General features: G+C 67.1%; 17 protein-coding genes and 3 tRNA genes. 11 read left to right on the top strand and 9 right to left on the bottom strand.

Annotated features, from left to right (window positions below):
• Positions 1–63 precede the first annotated feature (63 nt).
• Together xylB and xylA are read right to left on the bottom strand one after the other, a co-directional pair.
• Positions 64–1,482: a xylulokinase gene (gene xylB, locus AC5RU7_RS00410; RefSeq protein WP_494050643.1), complete on the bottom strand. Its 1,419-nt coding sequence runs from the start codon at positions 1,480–1,482 to the stop codon at positions 64–66.
• Positions 1,483–1,485: 3 nt separating this feature from the next.
• Positions 1,486–2,673, bottom strand: a complete 1,188-nt coding sequence (gene xylA / locus AC5RU7_RS00405) for a xylose isomerase (RefSeq protein ID WP_494050642.1) — start codon at positions 2,671–2,673, stop codon at positions 1,486–1,488.
• 178 nt (positions 2,674–2,851) lie between these two features.
• Here xylA and AC5RU7_RS00400 point away from each other — a divergent pair, with 178 nt between their 5' ends.
• Complete coding sequence (locus AC5RU7_RS00400; RefSeq protein WP_494051330.1) at positions 2,852–4,024, top strand: ROK family protein; 1,173 nt, start codon at positions 2,852–2,854, stop codon at positions 4,022–4,024.
• A 56-nt stretch (positions 4,025–4,080) separates the two neighbouring features.
• Here the strand turns inward: AC5RU7_RS00400 and AC5RU7_RS00395 are convergent.
• Positions 4,081–4,153, bottom strand: a tRNA-Arg gene (locus tag AC5RU7_RS00395).
• A gap of 216 nt (positions 4,154–4,369) precedes the next feature.
• On the opposite strand from AC5RU7_RS00395, the gene AC5RU7_RS00390 reads away from it, so the two are divergent.
• The 3 genes from AC5RU7_RS00390 (at position 4,370) to ettA (ending at position 7,353) form a co-directional block, all read left to right on the top strand.
• A complete protein-coding gene (locus AC5RU7_RS00390; RefSeq protein ID WP_494050641.1) occupies positions 4,370–4,930 on the top strand; it encodes a single-stranded DNA-binding protein in 561 nt (186 codons plus the stop codon).
• A gap of 118 nt (positions 4,931–5,048) precedes the next feature.
• Positions 5,049–5,621, top strand: coding sequence for a DUF6993 domain-containing protein (locus AC5RU7_RS00385; RefSeq protein WP_494050640.1), 573 nt, complete (start codon positions 5,049–5,051; stop codon positions 5,619–5,621).
• Positions 5,622–5,670: 49 nt separating this feature from the next.
• A complete protein-coding gene (gene ettA / locus AC5RU7_RS00380) occupies positions 5,671–7,353 on the top strand; it encodes an energy-dependent translational throttle protein EttA (RefSeq protein WP_494050639.1) in 1,683 nt (560 codons plus the stop codon).
• A 64-nt stretch (positions 7,354–7,417) separates the two neighbouring features.
• On the opposite strand, the gene AC5RU7_RS00375 is transcribed toward ettA, so the two are convergent.
• Positions 7,418–8,398, bottom strand: coding sequence for an acyl-CoA thioesterase (locus AC5RU7_RS00375; RefSeq protein WP_494050638.1), 981 nt, complete (start codon positions 8,396–8,398; stop codon positions 7,418–7,420).
• 63 nt (positions 8,399–8,461) lie between these two features.
• On the opposite strand from AC5RU7_RS00375, the gene AC5RU7_RS00370 reads away from it, so the two are divergent.
• Entirely contained in the window at positions 8,462–9,121 is a 660-nt protein-coding gene (locus tag AC5RU7_RS00370) for a DUF8185 domain-containing protein (RefSeq protein WP_494050637.1), read from the top strand.
• 22 nt (positions 9,122–9,143) lie between these two features.
• Here AC5RU7_RS00370 and AC5RU7_RS00365 read toward each other — a convergent pair whose 3' ends face one another.
• The gene (locus AC5RU7_RS00365) at positions 9,144–9,596 is read right to left on the bottom strand and encodes a globin (protein WP_494050636.1); all 453 of its coding nucleotides are present in this window, start codon (positions 9,594–9,596) and stop codon (positions 9,144–9,146) included.
• A 2-nt stretch (positions 9,597–9,598) separates the two neighbouring features.
• Positions 9,599–10,285: a mechanosensitive ion channel family protein gene (locus tag AC5RU7_RS00360; RefSeq protein WP_494050635.1), complete on the bottom strand. Its 687-nt coding sequence runs from the start codon at positions 10,283–10,285 to the stop codon at positions 9,599–9,601.
• 66 nt (positions 10,286–10,351) lie between these two features.
• Here AC5RU7_RS00360 and AC5RU7_RS00355 point away from each other — a divergent pair, with 66 nt between their 5' ends.
• On the top strand, positions 10,352–11,338 hold the full coding sequence (locus AC5RU7_RS00355; RefSeq protein ID WP_494050634.1) for a Rossmann-fold NAD(P)-binding domain-containing protein: 987 nt from the start codon (positions 10,352–10,354) through the stop codon (positions 11,336–11,338).
• Here the strand turns inward: AC5RU7_RS00355 and AC5RU7_RS00350 are convergent.
• Entirely contained in the window at positions 11,335–11,808 is a 474-nt protein-coding gene (locus tag AC5RU7_RS00350; protein WP_494051329.1) for an OsmC family protein, read from the bottom strand. The genes AC5RU7_RS00355 and AC5RU7_RS00350 overlap by 4 nt on opposite strands.
• Before the next feature lie 24 nt (positions 11,809–11,832).
• A complete protein-coding gene (pepN, locus tag AC5RU7_RS00345; RefSeq protein ID WP_494051328.1) occupies positions 11,833–14,385 on the bottom strand; it encodes an aminopeptidase N in 2,553 nt (850 codons plus the stop codon).
• A gap of 159 nt (positions 14,386–14,544) precedes the next feature.
• On the opposite strand from pepN, the gene AC5RU7_RS00340 reads away from it, so the two are divergent.
• The 3 genes from AC5RU7_RS00340 (at position 14,545) to AC5RU7_RS00330 (ending at position 17,087) form a co-directional block, all read left to right on the top strand.
• On the top strand, positions 14,545–15,561 hold the full coding sequence (locus AC5RU7_RS00340) for a hypothetical protein (RefSeq protein WP_494050633.1): 1,017 nt from the start codon (positions 14,545–14,547) through the stop codon (positions 15,559–15,561).
• A gap of 78 nt (positions 15,562–15,639) precedes the next feature.
• Positions 15,640–16,134 carry a ribose-5-phosphate isomerase gene (locus AC5RU7_RS00335; RefSeq protein ID WP_494050632.1) on the top strand — a complete coding sequence of 165 codons (495 nt, stop codon included), beginning with the start codon at positions 15,640–15,642 and terminating at the stop codon, positions 16,132–16,134.
• The gene (locus AC5RU7_RS00330) at positions 16,134–17,087 is read left to right on the top strand and encodes an Fpg/Nei family DNA glycosylase (RefSeq protein WP_494050631.1); all 954 of its coding nucleotides are present in this window, start codon (positions 16,134–16,136) and stop codon (positions 17,085–17,087) included. The genes AC5RU7_RS00335 and AC5RU7_RS00330 overlap by 1 nt, the downstream gene beginning before the upstream one ends.
• Before the next feature lie 166 nt (positions 17,088–17,253).
• Here the strand turns inward: AC5RU7_RS00330 and AC5RU7_RS00325 are convergent.
• Positions 17,254–17,327: transfer RNA gene (locus AC5RU7_RS00325), tRNA-Gly, on the bottom strand.
• A gap of 141 nt (positions 17,328–17,468) precedes the next feature.
• Between AC5RU7_RS00325 and AC5RU7_RS00320 the strand changes: the two genes are divergently transcribed.
• Positions 17,469–17,543: transfer RNA gene (locus tag AC5RU7_RS00320), tRNA-Pro, on the top strand.
• Positions 17,544–17,625: 82 nt separating this feature from the next.
• A complete protein-coding gene (gene tig / locus AC5RU7_RS00315) occupies positions 17,626–19,017 on the top strand; it encodes a trigger factor (protein WP_494050630.1) in 1,392 nt (463 codons plus the stop codon).
• Positions 19,018–19,233 lie beyond the last annotated feature (216 nt).

The raw sequence follows: 19,233 nt of genomic DNA, 5'->3' as shown, positions 1-19,233 counted from the left end.
CGCCCCACAGAAAAGACCCGGACCGCGCATACGGCGCGGTCCGGGTCTTCTTTTGGGTGGAGGTCAGGCGTACAGTGCCGCGCAACTGCGGTAACGGGCCAGCACACCGCCGTCGTCCTTGCCCGCGGGAAGGACGACGGCGTCTGCCGCCCATTCCGGGTAGCGTCCCGCCAGTGCCGCCGCGGCCTGGCGGGCGGCGCCGTCGGCAACATATTCGCCCGGCTGCGGCAGCACAACATCAAGTCCCAGCAGCTGCGGTGCAACCTCCTGCACCGCGCCAGACTGGGCTCCGCCGCCCACCAGCAGGACCTGCCGGGCCGAGACCCCCTGGCCCTGCAGTGCAGCAAGCCCGTCGGCCAGTGAGCAGACAACGCCTTCGACGGCGGCGCGTGCCATGTTCGCCGGCGTGTAGTTCGCGCGGGTGATGCCATGCAGCGATCCGGTGGCGTCGGGCAGGTTGGGTGTGCGCTCGCCGTCGAAGTAGGGAACCAGGGTCAGGCCGCCCGCTCCGGGTGCCGCGGACAGTGCCAGCCGGTTGAACTCCGGCAGGTCCACTCCCAGCAGCGCCGCTGTGGCGTCGAAAACGCGCGTTGCGTTCAGGGTACAGACCAGCGGCAGGTAGTGCCCTGCGGCGTCGGCGAAGCCGGCAACCAGCCCGGAGGGGTCCGCTGCCGGTGTTTCCGAGATGACAAAGACCGTGCCGGAGGTGCCCAGCGACATCACGGCGTCACCCAGCCGTGCCCCGGCGCCGAGGGCAGCCGCAGCGTTGTCCCCGGCGCCGGCCGCGACGAGGGAACCCTGTGGAGTCCGGCCTGCCGCTTCGAGCGGGCCGAGCACCTTGGGCAGCACCGGCACGCGGCCGAGCGAGGCTGCCAGGACCTCCGGCAGGTAGCGGCCCTCCGCCGTCGAGTAGTACCCGGTCCCCGAGGCGTCGGAACGGTCGGTGGCCAGGGCCTTCAGCCCTTCCTCGCCGCTGCCGGGGCCGTAGCCCATCAGCCGCCAGGACAGCCAGTCGTGCGGAAGGCAGACGGCGGCCACCCTGGCGGCGTTTTCCGGTTCGTTCTCCGCCAGCCAGTGCAGCTTGGTCAGGGTCAGCGAGGCTACCGGCACCGTACCGGTGGTTTCTGCCCAGTAGCGGGCGCCGGCGGCAGTGTCGCCGTCGCCCGCCGTCTTGATCAGGTCAGCGGCGGCTCCGGCGCTGCGGGTGTCGTTCCAGAGCAGGGCGGGGCGGACCACCTCCCCGCCGCTGTCCAGGCAGACCATGCCGTGCTGCTGGCCTCCCACGGAGACCGCGGCAACATCGTCAAGCCCGCCCGCCCGGGCGATGGCTTCCTCGAGTGCTGTCCACCAGTGCTCCGGGTGGACTTCGGAGCCGTCCGGATGGGCGGCACGTCCCTGCCGTACCAGCGCGCCGGTGTCCGCGTCGCGGATCACCACCTTGCAGGACTGGGTGGAGCTGTCGATGCCTGCTACGAGGGCCATGGCCTAGCGGGAGCCCAGGAGGTGTTCGATGGCGAGCTGGTTCAGCCGGACGAAGGCGAAGGAACGCTCGGCGGCCTTGTCGGCGTCGAAATCCTCGAACGCGGCGGCGTCCTTGAGGAGGTCCGCGGCGGTTTCGCCCTGGGCAAGGGTGGCTTCGCCGAGTTCGAAGACGCCGGATGCCTTGAGGGCTTCCTGGACCTCGGAGTCTGCGCGGAATGCGGTGGCACGTTCCTTGAGGAGCAGGTACGTGGCCATGTTGGCCTTGGCTGACTCCCAGACGCCGTCGTAGCCGTCAGTGCGGGACGGCTTGTAGTCGAAGTGGCGGGGGCCGTCGTACTTGGGTCCGCCGCCCGGGAAGCCGTTCTCGAGCAGGTCCACCGTGAAGAAGGCGCTGGTGAGGTCGCCATGGCCGAAGACAAGGTCCTGGTCGTACTTGATGCCGCGCTGGCCGTTGAGGTCGATGTGGAAGAGCTTGCCGGCCCAGAGGGCCTGCGCGATGCCGTGGGTGAAGTTCAGCCCGGCCATCTGTTCGTGCCCGGTCTCGGGGTTCAGGCCCACGATGTCGCCGTGCTCGAGCTGGGCGATGAACGCCAGTCCGTGCCCGACGGTGGGCAGGAAGATGTCGCCGCGGGGCTCGTTGGGCTTGGGCTCAAGCGCGATGCGCAGGTTGTAGCCCTTGTCCTTGATGTAGGCGGCGGCGGTGTCCACGCCTTCCTTCATGCGGTCCAGGGCGGCGGAAAGGTCCTTGGAGCCGTCATATTCGCTGCCCTCGCGGCCGCCCCACATGACGAACGTTTCGGCGCCGAATTCGGCGGCGAGGTCGATGTTGCGCAGGACTTTGGACAGGGCGAAGCGGCGGATGGAACGGTCGTTGGAGGTGAAGCCGCCGTCCTTGAACACCGGGTGGCTGAACAGGTTGGTGGTGACCATGGGCACCTTCAGGCCGGTTTCTGCCAGGGCTGCCCGGAAGTTCTTCAGGATCAGGTCCCGCTCCGAAGCGGTGGCTTCGAAGGGGATCAGGTCATTGTCGTGGAAGGTGATGCCGTAGGCGCCGAGCTCAGCGAGGCGGTGGACGGCTTCCACCGGGTCAAGGGCGGCGCGGGTGGCGACGCCGAACGGGTCGGCACCGGTCCAGCCAACGGTCCAGAGGCCAAAGGTGAACTTGTCGGCGGGGGTGGGGGAGAGGGGCATTGATCCGTCCTTGCACTCGTGCCGCAGTAGCGCGGCAATTAGTTCATTGCCTAAACTATATGCAGCGCCGTAGGCTGGGGTCAAGAGGTCCGGCCCCCCTGCCGGAGAAAATTTTCGAGGAGGTTCCGTGGCAACGGCATCCGCTTTGCCTGCAACCGGGGCTGGCGCGCCCGGCAGCATGGGAGACGTGCGCAGGAGCAATACGGCGCTGGTGCTGGGGGCCATTGCCAAGGCGCCGGCCGGTGTCCGTCCGAGCCGGGCCCAGCTGGCCACTGCCACTGGGTTGACGAAGGCGTCCGTGTCAAGCCTCGTCCTGGACCTGTTGGACGCGGGGCTCCTCCACGAAGCGGGGCAAAGCCAGCAAGGACGTGGACGCCCCGGCGTCGGCCTTGAACTCAATCCCGCCCGCGCTGTCCTGGGCATGGAGATCAACGTCGACTACATTGCGGCGGGGCTGGTTGACCTGAGTGGAAACCTCCTGGTCCATGAAGTGCGGGAGCAGGACAACCGGTCCGCGGGTACAGGCCCTGTGCTGGCAGCGCTGGCGGACCTGGCCGGGACGGTTCGGGCGGCGGCGGCGAAGCGCGGGGTGGAGGTTCTGGGTGGAGGGCTCGCGGTGCCCGGTCTCGTGGACCCTGCTGCGGCACACATCCTCACCGCACCAAACCTTGGGTGGACGAACGTGTCCCTGGACCCCGGCGTGGTGCTGCCGGACGCGCCCCTCGGCGTGGCGCTTTTCAACGAAGCCAACGCAGCAGCCCTGGCCGAGGTAAGGCACCGGCCAAAGGACGGCTCCGACTTCCTGTTTGTTTCCGGCGAAGTTGGTGTCGGTGGCGGGCTGGTCATCGGTTCCGAGCTGTTCACGGGCCCGGAGGGACATGCCGGGGAAGTGGGGCACGTGGTGGTGGAACCCGACGGCACACGCTGCTCCTGCGGGGGAACCGGGTGCCTGGAAACGGTGGCCGGACAGGACGCGATCCTTGCCGCCGCGGGTATCGCAGCCGATACCCGGACGCGGTCTGCGTCGATGGCCCTGCTGGTGCAGGCGCTGGAGGCGGACGAACCCGCGGCGTCGACGGCCGTGGACCGTGCAGGCCGGTATCTCGGTGTGGCACTGGCTTCGACCACCCGGGTAGTGAACATCGGCTCTGTGGTGCTCGGCGGCCACTTCGCCTTGCTCGATCCGTGGTTGCGGGCGCCGCTGCTGGCAAGCCTCGGCACGTACGCCCCCGGCAGGTTTTCCCCGGAGCAGGTGACCCTTTCGGTCGTGGGGGAGTCAGGGGCGCTCCTCGGCGCTGCCGGCAGCGTTGTCCGCTCACTGATCGAGGCGCCGCACCTGCTGCAATCCTGATGTGCTGCTTAACGCACGACGCCCCCGGTTCCGGGAACCGAAGGCGTCATCTGGCGTGCCCCAGGAGGGAATCGAACCCCCGACCGGCGGATTAGAAGGCCGCTGCTCTATCCCCTGAGCTACTGAGGCGGGTGCGTCCGGAGCTGAACTCTGACGCCTCGAAAAGTTTACATTGCCGGGACTGCCCGTGGCGCCTGCCGGTCCCGGCGTGGCCGACTTCCCCTCTACAGGCGGTGCGAAGGCAGAGTTGTCCACATAGGAGCTGCCTGCCCTCGTCCTGTCCTCGCGCCGGCGGCAAGCTGGTCTTGCCTGCTAGGGCACCACCATTGACGACAGGACGAAGAGATGAGCGACACCATCACGATCCGGGGCTTTGTTGCCACCGAGATCACAAGCGGCACCACGCCGGGGGGAACAGCCACTGCCTCCTTCCGCATAGCTTCCACCACCCGTCGGCGCGACAGGGAAACCGGCGTCTGGTCTGACAGCCACACGAACTGGTTCCTGGTCCAGGGCTACCGGCACCTTGCGGGCAGCATCGGCTGCAGCATCAGGAAGGGCCAGCCCGTCATCGTGGTAGGAAAGCTCAAGATCCGCAGCTGGGAAAGGGACGGCAGGGTCTACTATTCACACACCATCGATGCCGATGCCGTGGGTCATGACCTCATGTGGGGCACGGCCAACTTCACCCGTTCTTCCACGAAGCCTGCGCTCTCGCTTGTAGAGCACGGGAACCCTCCCGGACCGGCACACAGCATTCACCCGGATGGCCCGCTCGACGAACCCGATGATGGGGACGAAGACGTGGATGGCGGTGATCCTGCCGCTAGCTACGTGGAGGACGGCGACGGCAACCTTGTACCACTCAATCTGGAAACGGGGGAGCTCGCCGAATCAGGAGTCTAGCTATCCCCATCAACGCGCCCACCAGGTTCCTGGGCGGGCAGGGTACCGGCACCCCCCGGCCGCGCCCTGTCCGCCCAGGCTGCAAACCCGGCCACGCAGCCCGTGGCAGAATGACAGCATGCGGCTTATCCCTGACCACCGGCAGATTAACTGGGCCGGCGGCTCACCAGCTGCTCCCTCAGCCTCCTTCCGCTTCAGCTCGCTGCCGCTTCGCCTCGTTGCAGGCGCGGCGGTCCTGGTCCTGACGTCTGCCTGCACGCCGGGCTCCGCCACTGAATCTGCCGGATCCGCCACCGGCAATGAAGAGTCAACTGTGCAAACTGCTCCCGCCGGAGACAGCGGAGCAGGCGGCCAGGCGCTCGCGGACACCTCGGCAACGCCCTCAGCCAATCCCGAAGCTGTGGCCACCGAAACAGTCAAGCAGACCGTCACCACCGTGCTGACCCAGCTCGCGGCGGCGGCGCCCAAGCCGGCCACCGCCCAGGTGACTGACGCCCTGACCGGCGCCGGCATCGCACCCGCGGTCCTTCAGGTCTCCCAGAGCCGTACCCCCACCGGCCTGGAGGCGGATGCCATCGAAGCGGCGGTGCTGCAAGGCAAGGACTGCGTCATCGGCCAGGTCAGGGAAGGGGCAGTGACGGTCACCGTCCTGCCCGTGCTGGCGAACGGCAAGTGCTTCGTCGGCTCCTGAGTCTGCCGCAAATATGAGTTAAGCCCGCCAACCCACTAGATTTGGAACCATGGCGGAATTTATCTACACAATGACCAAGGCCCGAAAAGCCGTTGGCGAAAAGCTCATTCTTGACGACGTAAGCATGTCGTTCTTCCCTGGCGCCAAGATTGGCGTTGTAGGCCCGAACGGTGCCGGTAAGTCCACCATCCTCAAGATCATGGCCGGACTGGACACCCCCTCGAACGGCGAGGCCCGGCTCAGCCCCGGCTACAGTGTGGGCATCTTGTTGCAGGAACCCCCGCTGAACGAAGAGAAGACCGTCCTGGGCAACGTCCAGGAAGGCGTGGGCGAGATCTACGGCAAGATCCAGCGCTTCAACGAGATCTCCGAGGAAATGGCCAGCCCGGACGCTGACTATGACACCCTCCTCGAGGAGATGGGCAAGCTCCAGGAAGCCATCGATGCCGCCGACGCCTGGGACCTGGATTCCCAGCTCGAACAGGCGATGGACGCCCTCCGCTGCCCGCCCGCCGACGCTGACGTCACCAACCTCTCCGGTGGTGAGCGCCGCCGCGTCGCCCTGTGCAAGCTTCTCCTCCAGAAGCCGGACCTCCTGCTCCTCGACGAGCCCACCAACCACCTGGACGCTGAAAGCGTGCTGTGGCTCGAACAGCACCTGTCCAGCTACCCGGGCGCCGTCCTGGCCGTGACCCACGACCGTTACTTCCTCGACCACGTGGCGGAATGGATCGCAGAGGTGGACCGCGGCCACCTGTACCCCTACGAGGGCAACTACTCCACCTACCTGGAGAAGAAGCGCGCCCGCCTGGAGATTCAAGGCAAGAAGGACGCCAAGCAGGCCAAGCGCCTGGCCGAGGAACTCGAGTGGGTCCGCTCCAACGCGAAGGGCCGGCAGACCAAGTCGAAGGCCCGCCTCGCCCGCTACGAGGAAATGGCTGCTGAGGCCGACCGTACCCGCAAGCTTGACTTCGAAGAGATCCAGATTCCGCCGGGACCCCGCCTGGGCGGCCTGGTGCTGGAGGCCAAGAACCTCCAGAAGGGCTTCGAGGACCGGGTGCTCATCGACGGACTGTCCTTCAGCCTGCCGCGCAACGGCATTGTCGGCGTCATTGGACCCAACGGCGTGGGCAAGACCACCCTGTTCAAGACCATCGTGGGCCTGGAGCCGCTCGACGGCGGCGACCTCAAGATCGGTGACTCCGTCAAGATCTCCTACGCGGACCAGAGCCGCGGCGGTATCGACCCCAACAAGACGCTGTGGGAGGTTGTGTCCGACGGACTCGACTTCATCCAGGTGGGACAGGTGGAAATGCCGTCCCGCGCCTACGTGGCCGCTTTCGGCTTCAAGGGTCCGGACCAGCAGAAGAAGGCAGGCGTACTCTCCGGCGGTGAGCGCAACCGGCTGAACCTCGCGCTGACCCTCAAGCAGGGCGGAAACCTGCTGCTCCTCGACGAGCCCACCAACGACCTCGACGTCGAAACCCTCAGCAGCCTGGAGAACGCGCTGCTCGAGTTCCCGGGCTGCGCCGTCGTCGTGTCCCACGACCGCTGGTTCCTGGACCGGGTGGCCACGCACATCCTCGCCTACGAAGGTGACGACGAAAACCCCTCCAAGTGGTACTGGTTCGAGGGCAACTTCGAATCCTACGAGGAGAACAAAGTGGAACGCCTGGGCCCCGATGCCGCCAAGCCGCACCGAGTGACCCACCGCCGCCTGACCCGCGACTAAGAGTCAGGCGCAAAAGAGGCCGGCATCCGTTGGGATGCCGGCCTCCTGCGTATCGTCGCGCCTGTTAGTCCCGGCCGGCTTTGCGGATCTGGTGCTCCAGGACCTTGGACTGGAAAGCCCCCACCACCTTGCTCTTCACATCCGTGGGAACCCGGACCATGCCCTCCTGCGCCACCGAGGCAACGTGCTGCCCGGCCTGGTTGAAGATCTTGCCGGTGGCCAGCCCGCGGGCGCCCTGCGCACTGGGTGACTCCTGGACGTAGAGCAGCCATTCGTCAACGCGGGCGGGCCGGTGCCACCACATCGCGTGGTCAAGGCTGGCGACGTTCATTCCCGGCGTCATCCAGCTCAGGCCGTGCCGGCGCAGGATGGACTCGAGGAGCGTGTAGTCGCTGGCGTAGGCGAGGGCCGCCCTGTGCAGGTTGGCGTTGTCCGGCATGGGCCCGAACGTCTTCATCCATACGGCGTTGCGGGCTTCCCGGTCGCCTTTGGCAGAGATGTACAGCGGCGGATCCACGTGCCGGATATCGAAAGGCCGTTCGTAGGCGTAGTGCCGCGCCACAGGGTTGTCGAACTTGCCCAGCAGGTCAGCGGTGGAGGGCAGGGACTCGGGGTCCGGGATCCCGGCGGGCATAACCGACTCGTGCTCGACGCCCTCGTCATCGCCCTGGAAGGACGCGATCATCGACAGGATGGGCACTCCGTCCTGGTAGGCGTGGACCCGGCGGGCGGAAAAGGAACGGCCGTCCCGGAGGCGCTGCACTCCGAACGTGATGGGCTTGTTGGCATCGCCGGGCCGCAGGAAGTACCCGTGCATGGAATGGACATACCGCTCCGGGTCCACCGTGCGGATGGATGCGATCAGTGACTGTGCCAGGACCTGGCCCCCGAACACCCGGTGGTGGGGCTGCTGCTGTGATGGCCCAAGGAAGATATCCTCGTCCGTCCGGGCTCCCTCCAGCTGGCCCAGGTCAAGCAGTTTGATCAGCGACAACGTGGGGTCACCGTTCGGCGGCGCCAGGAGTCCGGCTTCGGCTTCAGTCATGGTTTGACTCTAGACGGCGCCCCCGCACTGCTCAACCGCGGTCCAGCCGGTAGTGTTCTTGGTGTGTCTGATCTCCTCACCTCGTCCTTCCGCTTCGCTGATCCCCGCGATCTTGCCGACCTGAAGACCTACGCCACGCGCGCCAAAGCGATCGACGACGGCGCCATCCGGCTGCAGGCCGCGGGCACCGTCCTCGCTGCGTACGTGTGCGTGCTGCGGCCCCGCCTGCTGGGTGAATCCACCCCCACCATCCTGGGGCTGCGCACCATGGCGCTGGCAGCGCCGTCGGAAACGGACGTCACAGTGACGTTGTCGGCTGTGCTGGACCGCCTGGCCAGGGCCGGGGAGGACGACGTCGAGCTGCCGGTTCCGCCCACCACCGTCACCGAGTCCTGGACGGGCGTGGGCGCGCCCCGCGGCGGCTGGGAGCTGCTGGGTGCGCGAAGCGATGCATCCCTGCGGGAAGCAGCCGAGGCGGGGATCACCGAGGTGGCCGGGATCGTGCCGGACAAGCCGGGCGCGATGATCGTGAACAACGCGAGGGCCGCCGTCTGGGGCAGGGAGCTGGACGGGTCCGGGCTGCCGGCGGGGGCCGCCTTCGCAGCCCTCGCCCTGGGTTTCCTCGCGGACGGCGACCAGAAGCTGTACCGCGCCGGCCGGTGGTTCCGGCTCTCCGGCAGCCGCGGACACGTCCTTGCCCGGACCGGAAGCGGGCTGCTCTAGCGGCAGGTGCGGCCGGAACCGCCTACTGGCCGGACGGGCTGTTGATCATGGACAGCGCTGCCCGCTCCATGTAGTCCCAGAGGGTGCCTTCATACAGGGGCGGCAGCTCCAGGGCATCCACGGCCTTGCGCATGTGGAACAGCCAGCGGTCCTTGGCCTCGGGCGTTACCTTGAACGGCATGTGGCGCATCCGGAGGCGGGGGTGGCCGCGCTCCTCCCCGTAGGTGGTGGGACCTCCCCAGTACTGCTCCAGGAACATCAGGAACCGGCGCTTTGCCGGCCCCAGGTCCTCTTCCGGGTACATCGGGCGCAGCAGCGGATCGGTCGCCACGCCGTCGTAGAAGACGTCGATGAGCTTGACGAACGTGTCGTGTCCGCCCACGGCGTCGTAGAAGTTGTCCGTGTAGCCGGGCTGGCTGAAGGGATCGTTCTGCATCAGCTGGCGTGGCCGCTGGGGCTCAACAGGAATCGTCATGGCTATTCTCCGGCTTTCTGGTTGGTCTTCGTGTTCTCGGCTCCATGGTCCGAACCCTGATCGGTGGTGCCGTCCGGCCCCTCGTGCAGCGGCACGTAATTCCCCTGCGACCGGTTGCCCACCCGCAGGATCTCACCGTTGCGCAGGTACCAGATGGCGCCGTCGTCGGAGCGGACACGCGTGATGCGCAGGCCCATCGACTCAACCACGCCCACTACCTCGCTGGTCTCGATGACGTCGCCGATCCCGTACTGGTCCTCGATAGTGATGAAGATGCCCGCCAGGAAGTCGCGGATCAGCTGCTGGGCACCGAAGCCGATGGCCACACCCAGGATGCCCACGCTGGTGAGCAGCGGGGCGATGTTGATGTCCAGGTTCTGCAGTACGTACATGCCCGTGATGACCACCACCAGCACGCCCACCACGCTGTTGAGCAGGGAACCGATGGTCTCGGCGCGCTGCACGCGCCGTTCATGGTCCAGCGCCCGCAGCGCGGGGGCCACCCACTTGAACTTGCGGTTCTTGAAGAAGTTGCTTCCGGACGCCACCCGCCCGGTGATGCGGGAAATAACGAATGTCGCCACCAGCCAGACGGCAACGCCCACGCCGAGGCTGATCACGATCCCAGTGATACTGATGCCGCCCGGATCGGACGCAGCGGACGGCAGGACTGACAACATACTGACCATAGGTGGAAAAAACTCCTTGAAGCGTGGCTCTGTTCTCCTTTAACCCTAGCCCCGTAGCGTGGAGCAATGCGCATCCTTGTCCTCGGCGGAACCGCCTTCCTGTCAGCAGAAATCGTCCGCCAGGCTGTCGCCGCAGGCCACCGGGTTGCTTGCCTGGCGCGCGGAGCTGCGGATGCGCCGCCGCGGGGTGCCGAATGGATCAGGGCGGACCGTTCACTGGGCGCGAAAGCCTACGACGGCGTGTCGGGGGATTGGGACGCCGTCATCGACGTCGCACGGAACCCGGCCTTCGCCCGGGACGCGCTGGCGTGCCTCGCGGACCGGGCAGCCCACTGGACCTTTGTCTCCAGCTGCTCCGCCTATGCGGACCACTCGGTACCCGGGGCAACGGAGGATGCGGCACTCCTGCCGGCGCTGGATCCCGGGGTGGAGCCGACTGCTGAAAACTACGGCGAATCGAAGGTGGCCATCGAGGACGCCACCCTCGCCGCCGCCGTCGGCAGGGCCCACCTCTGCCGCGCCGGCCTGATCGGCGGCCCCGGCAACGGCTCGGACCGCTACGGCTACTGGCCGGCGCGCTTCGCCAGGGACAACACGCCGGTCCTCGTCCCGGATATCGGCGGGCACCCCACCCAGGTCATCGACGTCCGCGATCTCGCCGGCTGGATTCTGCTGGCCGCAGAACACGGTATTACCGGTGCATTGAACGCCGTGGGGGACACGGTGCCGTTCGACGGGTACCTCGAGGCAGCGCGGGAAGCTGTCGGCCACCGTGGGCACGTTGCCAGGGCCAACGGAGAGTGGCTGGCGCAGCAGGGCGTGGAGTACTGGTCCGGCCCGGACTCGCTGCCGCTCTGGCTCCCGCCCGGCCATGACGGCTTCATGGCCCGCAGCAACCAGGCCGCCAAGGCCGCAGGACTGGTCCTGCGGCCTTGGCGGGAAACCCTTGAGGACACGCTGCTCGATGAACGCAGCCGGGGCCTGGACCGGCCACGCAAAGCCGGACTTGCACCGGCTACCGAGGCCCGCCTGCTGGGCAGCCTCGCAGGCTAGCCGACCAGCGTGACCGGTTCGTGCTCCACGGGGAAGTTCACGCTCCGGGCAATGAAGCACACCTGGTTGGCCTCATGGTGGAGCCGGGCAGCCAGCTCCGCCTGGCCGCCGTCGGCAAGCGTGACCCGGGGACGCAGTGTCACCCGTTCGAACTGGCCGCTGCCGTCCCGGTTCAGCCGCAGCATTCCCGTAGCCTCGTCGCGGTAGTCCGTCACCACCACGCCGTGCTTGACGGCCACATGCAGGTAGGAAAGCATGTGGCACTGCGCCAGCGCGGCAAGGAGCAGCTGTTCGGGGTTGTACCGTTCCCGGTCACCGTGGAACGTCGGGTCGGCGGAACCCTTGAGGACAGGCAGCCCGGGGATGATGATGTCGTGGTCCCGCGAATATCCGCGGTAGGACGTTGTCCCGTCACCCAGGTTGCCGGTCCATTGCACCGCCAGTTCGTAGTGGTGTTCGGAAAGGCCCATCATTCACCTCCGGCCGGTGTGCTGCTACACATCTGCGGCCCTGGCTCGAAGGGCGCGCGCGACGCCGTCGCGGTTTTCCAGCATCATCCGCCGCAGCGCCGCGCTTCCGGGCGGCAGGGCTGCGAGGAAGCCGTCCGTGCGGTCGATGGTGGCCTGCGTGGTCAGCAGCGCCGGGTAGAGTCCGACGACGATCTGCTGGGCCAGTGCGTGCGTCCGGCTCTCGACGATGCCCGGCACCGCCTCGAAGTACTTCTCGGCGTACGGTTCCAGAAGCGCCCGGTCATGGACGCGCATGAAGCCGGTCACCGCAGACCCCTGCAGCGCGTTGGAAAGCTCGCCCTTGACCACGATCAACTCCCACGCCGCCGCCTTCGCTTCGGGGGTGGGGATGGCCGCCTTGGCCAGGGCTGCGGCGTTCTGCCCGCTGGATGTGTTGTCGCGCTGCAGTTCGGCGTCGATCCCGTCCTGCCCCATCCGGCCGCCGGCCACCAGTGAAGCCACCAGCTCCCAGCGCAGGTCCTGGTCCACGGCCAGTCCCTCCAGTACCACTGAGCCGTCCAGCAGCCCGGCCACCATGTCCAGTTGCCCTTCGCTGCTGGTGAGCAGTGCAAAGGACTTCACGAACTGCAGCTGCGCGTCGGAACCGCCGGGGACCTCGGACGCCAGCCCCCACAGCCGGTCGGCCGCTGCCACGGTGGCTGCCTCCCGGTGTTCCTCCGCAACATAGAAGTTCAGCGTGGTGGCCAGCTGGCGGAGCTGCACCAGGATCACCGAGGAATCGGACTCGGCCGCCACGTTGGCCAGGATCAGCTCGACGTACTTGCGCGCCGGGGTTTCGCCGTCGCGGGCTGCGTCCCACGCGGAATTCCAGACCAGGGTCCGCGGCAGGCTCGAGGCGAAGTCCTTCAGATGCGCTGTCGCCGTGGCGAGTGACTTCGGGTCCAGCCGCACCTTGGCGTAGGCGAGGTCGTCGTCGTTGACCAGGATCAGGTCCGGCTGGGCCAGGCCCACCAGGCCGGGGACTTCCGTGCGTTCGCCGTCGACGTCAAGCTCCTCGCGGTGCACCCGCTCAAGCTTTCCGGCACCGTTCAGGTTGTAGAGGCCCACGGCGAGCCGGTGGGGACGGATGGTGGGCCATTCCTCCACTGCGGACTGTACGATCGCGAAGGACCGCAGGGTCCCATCGGGGTCCGTTTCCAGTTCCGGCCGGAGGGTGTTCACGCCGGCCGTTTCCAGCCATTGCCGCCCCCAGCCGTCCAGGTCGCGGCCGCTGGCCTTCTCCAGCTCCACCATCAGGTCGCTCAGTTCGGTGTTCTGCCAGGAATGCTTGGCGAAGTACTCCCGCACGCCCGCCATGAACTGCTCCGGGCCCACCCAGGCCACCAGCTGGCGGAGGACGGACGCGCCCTTGGCATAGGTGATGCCGTCGAAGTTCACCTCGACATCCTGCAGGTCGTTGATCTCCGCAAAGATCGGGTGGGTAGTGGGTAGCTGGTCCTGCCGGTACGCCCAGGATTTCTCCACCGAGGCGAACGTGGTCCAGGCGCTCGTGAAGGACGTTGCTTCCACTGCGGCGAGGTGCGACATGTACTCCGCGAAGGATTCGTTGAGCCACAGGTCGTTCCACCAGCGCATGGTCACCAGGTCGCCGAACCACATGTGGGCCAGCTCGTGCAGGACGGTAATGGCGCGGCGCTCAACCTGTGCCTCCGTGACCTTGCTGCGGAAGACGTAGCCCTCCAGGATGGTCACGGCACCGGCGTTCTCCATGGCACCGGCGTTGAATTCAGGCACGAACAGCTGGTCGTACTTTTCGAAGGGGTAGGGGCAGCCGAATTGTTCTTCGAAGAAAGCGAACCCCTGCCGGGTCAGCTCGAAGATGTTGTCCGCATCCAGGTACTGCATGAGCGACTTCCGGGCAAAGACGCCCAGCGGGATGACCCGGCCGTCGGAACTGGATACTTCGCTGCGGACCGACTGGTAGGGGCCGGCGATCAAGGCTGTGACGTAGGAGGACAGCCGGGGTGTTGGGGCGAAGGTCCAGACCGAACGGGCCCCGCCGTCGTCGCCGGGCGCTGCGGGGGACGGCTGGGGAGTGGGGGAGTTGGAGATGACGTCCCAATGCGACGGCGCGGTGACGGTGAACGCAAAGGTTGCCTTGAGGTCCGGCTGCTCGAAGACGGCGAACATCCTGCGGGAATCGGGAACCTCGAACTGGGTGTACAGGTAGACCTCGTTGTCCACGGGATCCACGAACCGGTGCAGGCCCTCGCCGGTGTTCATGTAGGGCGCATCCGCCACGACCGTGAGCTCGTTGTGCTCCTGGAGGTCCGGCAACTGGATGCGCACCCCGTCGGCCACGGCGGCAGGATCGAGGGCGTGCCCGTTCAGGGTGACACTGTGCACAGTGCGGGTCACGGCGTCGATGAACGTGGATGATCCCGGCCTTGCGGAGAACTTAACGGTGGTGGTGCTGCCGAAGACCTCCCCGCCCTTGGTCAGGTCCAGGTGGATGTCATAGGAGTCGACCGTGATCAGATCAGCGCGCTCACGGGCTTCGGCGCGGGTCAGGTTCATGCCTGGCAAGTGGACCTCCAGAGAAGTTGCTGCTGCGGAGGTGGGGGTACCCAGCTCCGGCACTGATCATTCTTGCATTGCGCGGCCCGGTACGTTGCCCGGGTCACACCCGCGTGCTGCGCAGGCACGGCGGCGGCCGGTGCGGAGTAGCGTTAAGGCATGGGAAAGTTCCTGGATTCGGTGGATGCCAAGGCCCTCCGCTTTGCCGTCGGGTTTCCGGTTGTCCTGGCCGGCGCGTTCATTCTCTGCGCCTTGCTGCTGCGGCGTGACCTTCCGGAGCCGCTCGCCATCCGCTGGACGGACGACGGCGGCGCGGCCTTCGCCCCGTTCGGCGCCTACGTTGGTGCGGGCGCCCTGATGATCGTGGTGTTCGGCTGGCTCGTCCTCTGCCAGGCCGTGCCGCTGGGGCGCCCGGTGGTGATGCGGCGGATCATGATGGGCGCCGGGCTTTTCCTCACGCTGTTCCTCACCAGTGCCCTCGCCGCCGGCCTGGTTGGCCAGGCCGGCCTGGCGGACGCCCGCGAATCGCGGGTGGACCTGACCGTCCTTGCCCTCGGCAGCGGCGCCGCGGTGTCCCTCGGCGTGATCATGGGTTTCGTCTACAAGGCGGACCAGCAATGGTCCCCGGACGACGACCGGGCGCTCCAGGCCGCCATCGCCACGGAGCTCGACCCGGACCTGACCCGGGACAGCATGCGCCTGTGGGTCCATGCCAGGAGCTCCGTCTTCGTCATGATCGGCATCGCCTCGCTGTTCCCGGCGGCGCTGATCGCCATCGCCGTGCCGTGGCTTGGGGTCCTGCTCGTGGTCCTGGCCTTCTTCGGGGCAGCGTTCCTGTTTGCCCGGGTCAAGGCGGACCGCGGCGGCCTGAAAGTTTTGCTGGCCGGCGTGGTGCCGGTGATGGACATCCCGGCAGGCTCCATAACTGCCGCCAGCGCGGCGGATGTCCGGGCGGCTGACTATGGCGGGTGGGGCTACCGGAAGCACGGCGAAACCGCCGCGATGCTGGTCAGCAGCGGACCCGCCGTCGTCGTGCGCAAGGCGGACGGCCAGCGCCTCGCCGTCAGCAGCGGCAGCCAGGCTTCCGCGGCCCGGCTCGCAGAGGTCCTGACCCGGGTGGCCGCCAGGGCGCGCAGGGGCGGCGGACCCCAGCAGCCCGGCCCTGCGGAGTCCTAGTATCCTTGTCCGTGTCATTCCACCGGCCGGTGCCTCCCGGCCCGGCCGCCAGCGCCGCCAACTGAACGGATTCTGCTCGTGACCTCTACCCCTGCCTTCCCGCGGGTCCACATCGCCACCGACCACGCGGGCATGGAGCTCAGTGCCCACCTGGTTTCCCACCTGACCGCCAAGGGCTACGAAGTGGTGGACCACGGGCCCAAGGTCTACGATGCGCAGGACGACTACCCGTCCTTCTGCATCAACGCGGCCCTCGCGGTGGTGGCGGACCAGCAGGCAGGTGTCCACGCCCTCGGCATCGTGCTGGGCGGATCCGGCAATGGCGAACAGATCGCAGCCAACAAGGTCAAGGGCGTCCGCGCAGCCCTGGCCTGGAACCACTCCACGGCCACCCTGGCCCGCGAGCACAACGACGCCAACGTGGTAGCCGTGGGCGGCCGCCAGCACACGGTGGAGGAAGCCACGGAGCTCATCGAGGCCTTCCTGTCCGAGCCTTTCAGCAACGACGAACGGCACGTCCGCAGGATCGGCAAGATCGCTGCCTACGAGGCCACCGGCGAGGTCATCGAGTAGTGCCGGAGGGGCATTCCGTACGGCGCCTGGCCCGGCAGTTCGGCGACGTTTTCGCGGGCCGGCGGCTTGCCGTGTCCAGCCCGCAGGGCAGGTTCAGCGGGGGAGCGGCGCTCCTGGACGGGCATACGCTGCTCAACGCCGAAGCCCACGGGAAGCACCTGTTCCTGCACTTCGACAACTCCCTGGTGCTGCACGTCCACCTTGGCCTGTACGGGGCCTGGAGCTTCGGCGGCGACCGTACCTTCACCGGGGCCTCCAGCATTGGAGCGCCCCGCAGGGTGGGGGAGCAGGAAGCTTTTCCGGACGGGGATGACGACGCCGATGCCGCCTATGCCGGCCCGCCTGCCCCGGTGGGTGCGGTCCGGGTCCGGCTCGCCAGCAGCCACGGCTGGGCGGACCTGCGCGGCGCAACAACTTGTGAAACCATCACCGCTGCGGAAGCAGACGCGGTGCTGGCCAGGCTGGGGCCGGACCCACTCCGCAACCGCCGCGGCGACGCCGGACGGTTTGTCGCCAACCTGCAGCGCAGCAAGACTCCCGTGGCTGCGCTGCTGATGGACCAGAAAATCATTGCCGGCATCGGCAATGTCTACCGGGCCGAGGTTCTGTTCCGCCTGCGCCTGCACCCGTGGCTGCCAGGCTCCGCCGTAACGGACACCGCCGCGCGCAAGCTGTGGCGCGACGTCGTCGCCCTCATGAACGACGGCGTGGCCGACGGCCGCATCATCACCACGCCGCCAAAGTACTGGACCCTCGATGGAACGACGGCCGCCAAAGCGGCCGCGGCCGGTTTGCCGGTCCCGGCCAGGAGCAGCAGTTTCCCCTCCCGTGAGGACGCCCATTTCGTGTACAAGCGGCACGGCCTGCCCTGCCTGGTGTGCCGCACCATCGTGCTGATGGCCGAACTGGCCGGACGCAACCTCTACTGGTGCCCCAACTGCCAGCAGGAGTAGCAAGGGCCTGCTGGCGCCCTTCCCGGGGCAATTTGACACGGACACTCCGGCCGCGGCCGGGAGTTTATGCCACCCTGCCGCCGAAGTGCCCCAGGACGGCGCGGGGGTTATGGCGCGGGGGTTATGGCTTAACGCAAAAGGACCCCGGTTGGGGGTCCTTTTGCTGTGGAGGGGACGACGGGAATCGAACCCGCGTAATCAGTTTGGAAGACTGAGGCTTTACCATTAAGCTACGTCCCCGAAGGAAGATCCATCTGCAACATTAGCAGTTGGAAACTCCGGGCTGGCTGTCCAAGCCGGATATAACTAAACCTAATCCATGGGCTACGTGTCAAATGTGCAAACACGGCGCGTATCACCGTAGACTTGCCTGTGCACTAACGGGGTGTAGCTCAGCTTGGCTAGAGCGCCTGCTTTGGGAGCAGGAAGTCGCAGGTTCAAATCCTGTCACCCCGACTCTGCGGCCCGGACCACACGGCCTGGACAAAAACATTGCGTTTGCAGAAACCCATCCCACAAACCCAGGAGTACTTAGACCGTGAAGAGCGCTGTCGAGAACCTCACCCCCACGCGGGTCAAGCTCAACGTTGAGGTTCCCTTTGAGGAACTGAAGCCCAGCATCGACTCGGCTTACAAGACTGTTGCTTCGCAGATCCAGGTCCCTGGCTTCCGTAAGGGCAAGGTTCCCGCCAAGCTCATCGACCAGCGCGTCGGCCGCGGCTACGTCCTCGAGACCGCCATCAACGAAGGCCTCAACGGCTGGTACCAGGCTGCCGTGCAGGAATCCGGCATCCGCCCGCTGAGCCGCCCCGAGGTTGAAATCACCGAGGTTCCGGACCCCTCCGCCACCGACGGCGGCCTGAAGTTCGCTGCCGAGGTCGATGTCCGTCCCGAGATCGAGCTCCCGGACTACGCCGGCATCAAGGTCGAGGTTGCCGCTGCAGAGTCCTCCGAAGAAGACGTGGACAAGGCCCTGGACGAACTGCGCGGCCGCTTCGGCACGCTGAAGTCCGTTGACCGCCCCGCTGCCGACGGTGACTTCCTCACCATCGATATCACCGCCACCATCGACGGCGAAGAGGTTGACTCCGCGTCCGGCCTGTCCTACCAGGTTGGCTCCGGCACCATGCTCGAAGGCCTGGACGAGGCCGTCACCGGCCTCAGCGCCGACGAGGACGCCATCTTCAACACCACCCTGGTCGGCGGCGACCACGCCGGCGAAGAGTCCCAGGTCAAGGTTGTGGTCAAGGCCGTCAAGGAGCGTGAGCTGCCTGAGGCCAACGACGACTTCGCCCAGCTGGCCTCCGAGTTCGACACCCTGGCCGAACTCCGCGAGGACCTGGCCAAGCAGGCCGCCGACTCCAAGATCGTGGAGCAGGGCGTCGAAGCCCGCGACAAGGTCCTGGACAAGCTCGTCGAACTCGTCGAGGTGCCGGTTCCGGACTCCGTCGTCGAAGAGCAGCTCGAAGCCCACTTCAAGGAGGGCAACGGCCACGGTGAAGGCGAGCACGACACCGAGGAGCACCGCGAAGAGGTCCGCGCCAACACCGCGCGCGCCTTCCAGAACGAGATCATCCTCGACGCCATCGCCGAGAAGGAAGAAGTCAACGTCAGCCAGAACGAGCTGATCGACTACATCGTCTCCACCGCCAGCCAGTACGGCATGGACCCCAACCAGTTCGCCCAGATCATCGATCAGAGCGGCCAGGTCCCCATGATGGTCTCCGAGGTCCGCCGCCGCAAGGCGCTGGCCGTTGTCCTGGGCCAGGCCGAGGTGACCGACACCGACGGCAAGGCCGTCGACCTCAGCGACTTCGTCCGCCCGGGCGGCGAAGAGGCTTCCGCGGCCGAGGCTGCAGACGCCGAGGCTGTGGAGGCGGAGTCCGCCGAGACCGCCCCCGAGGACGACAAGGCCGAGGCAAAGGCCTAGTCTCTCACGACGCAATAACGGCCCCTGGATCACTCGATCCGGGGGCCGTTCGCGTCCCGCCCGGGTCCGGGCGCATCCCGTTCGCCCAGCGTGCGCCGTCAGCGAACAGCCGTCGGGGCGCGAACAAATTGTCGGTGAAACCGGTTAGTGTCCAAGTAGTGATTTTCAGTGATGTCACCGTCACCAGCGAGAGGTAAGTAAACATGTCACAGCACC

This window comes from Arthrobacter sp. K410C, from assembly GCF_059090105.1.
Note: the sequence above shows the minus strand (reverse complement) of the source record. Positions and strands in the feature narration are given on the sequence as shown.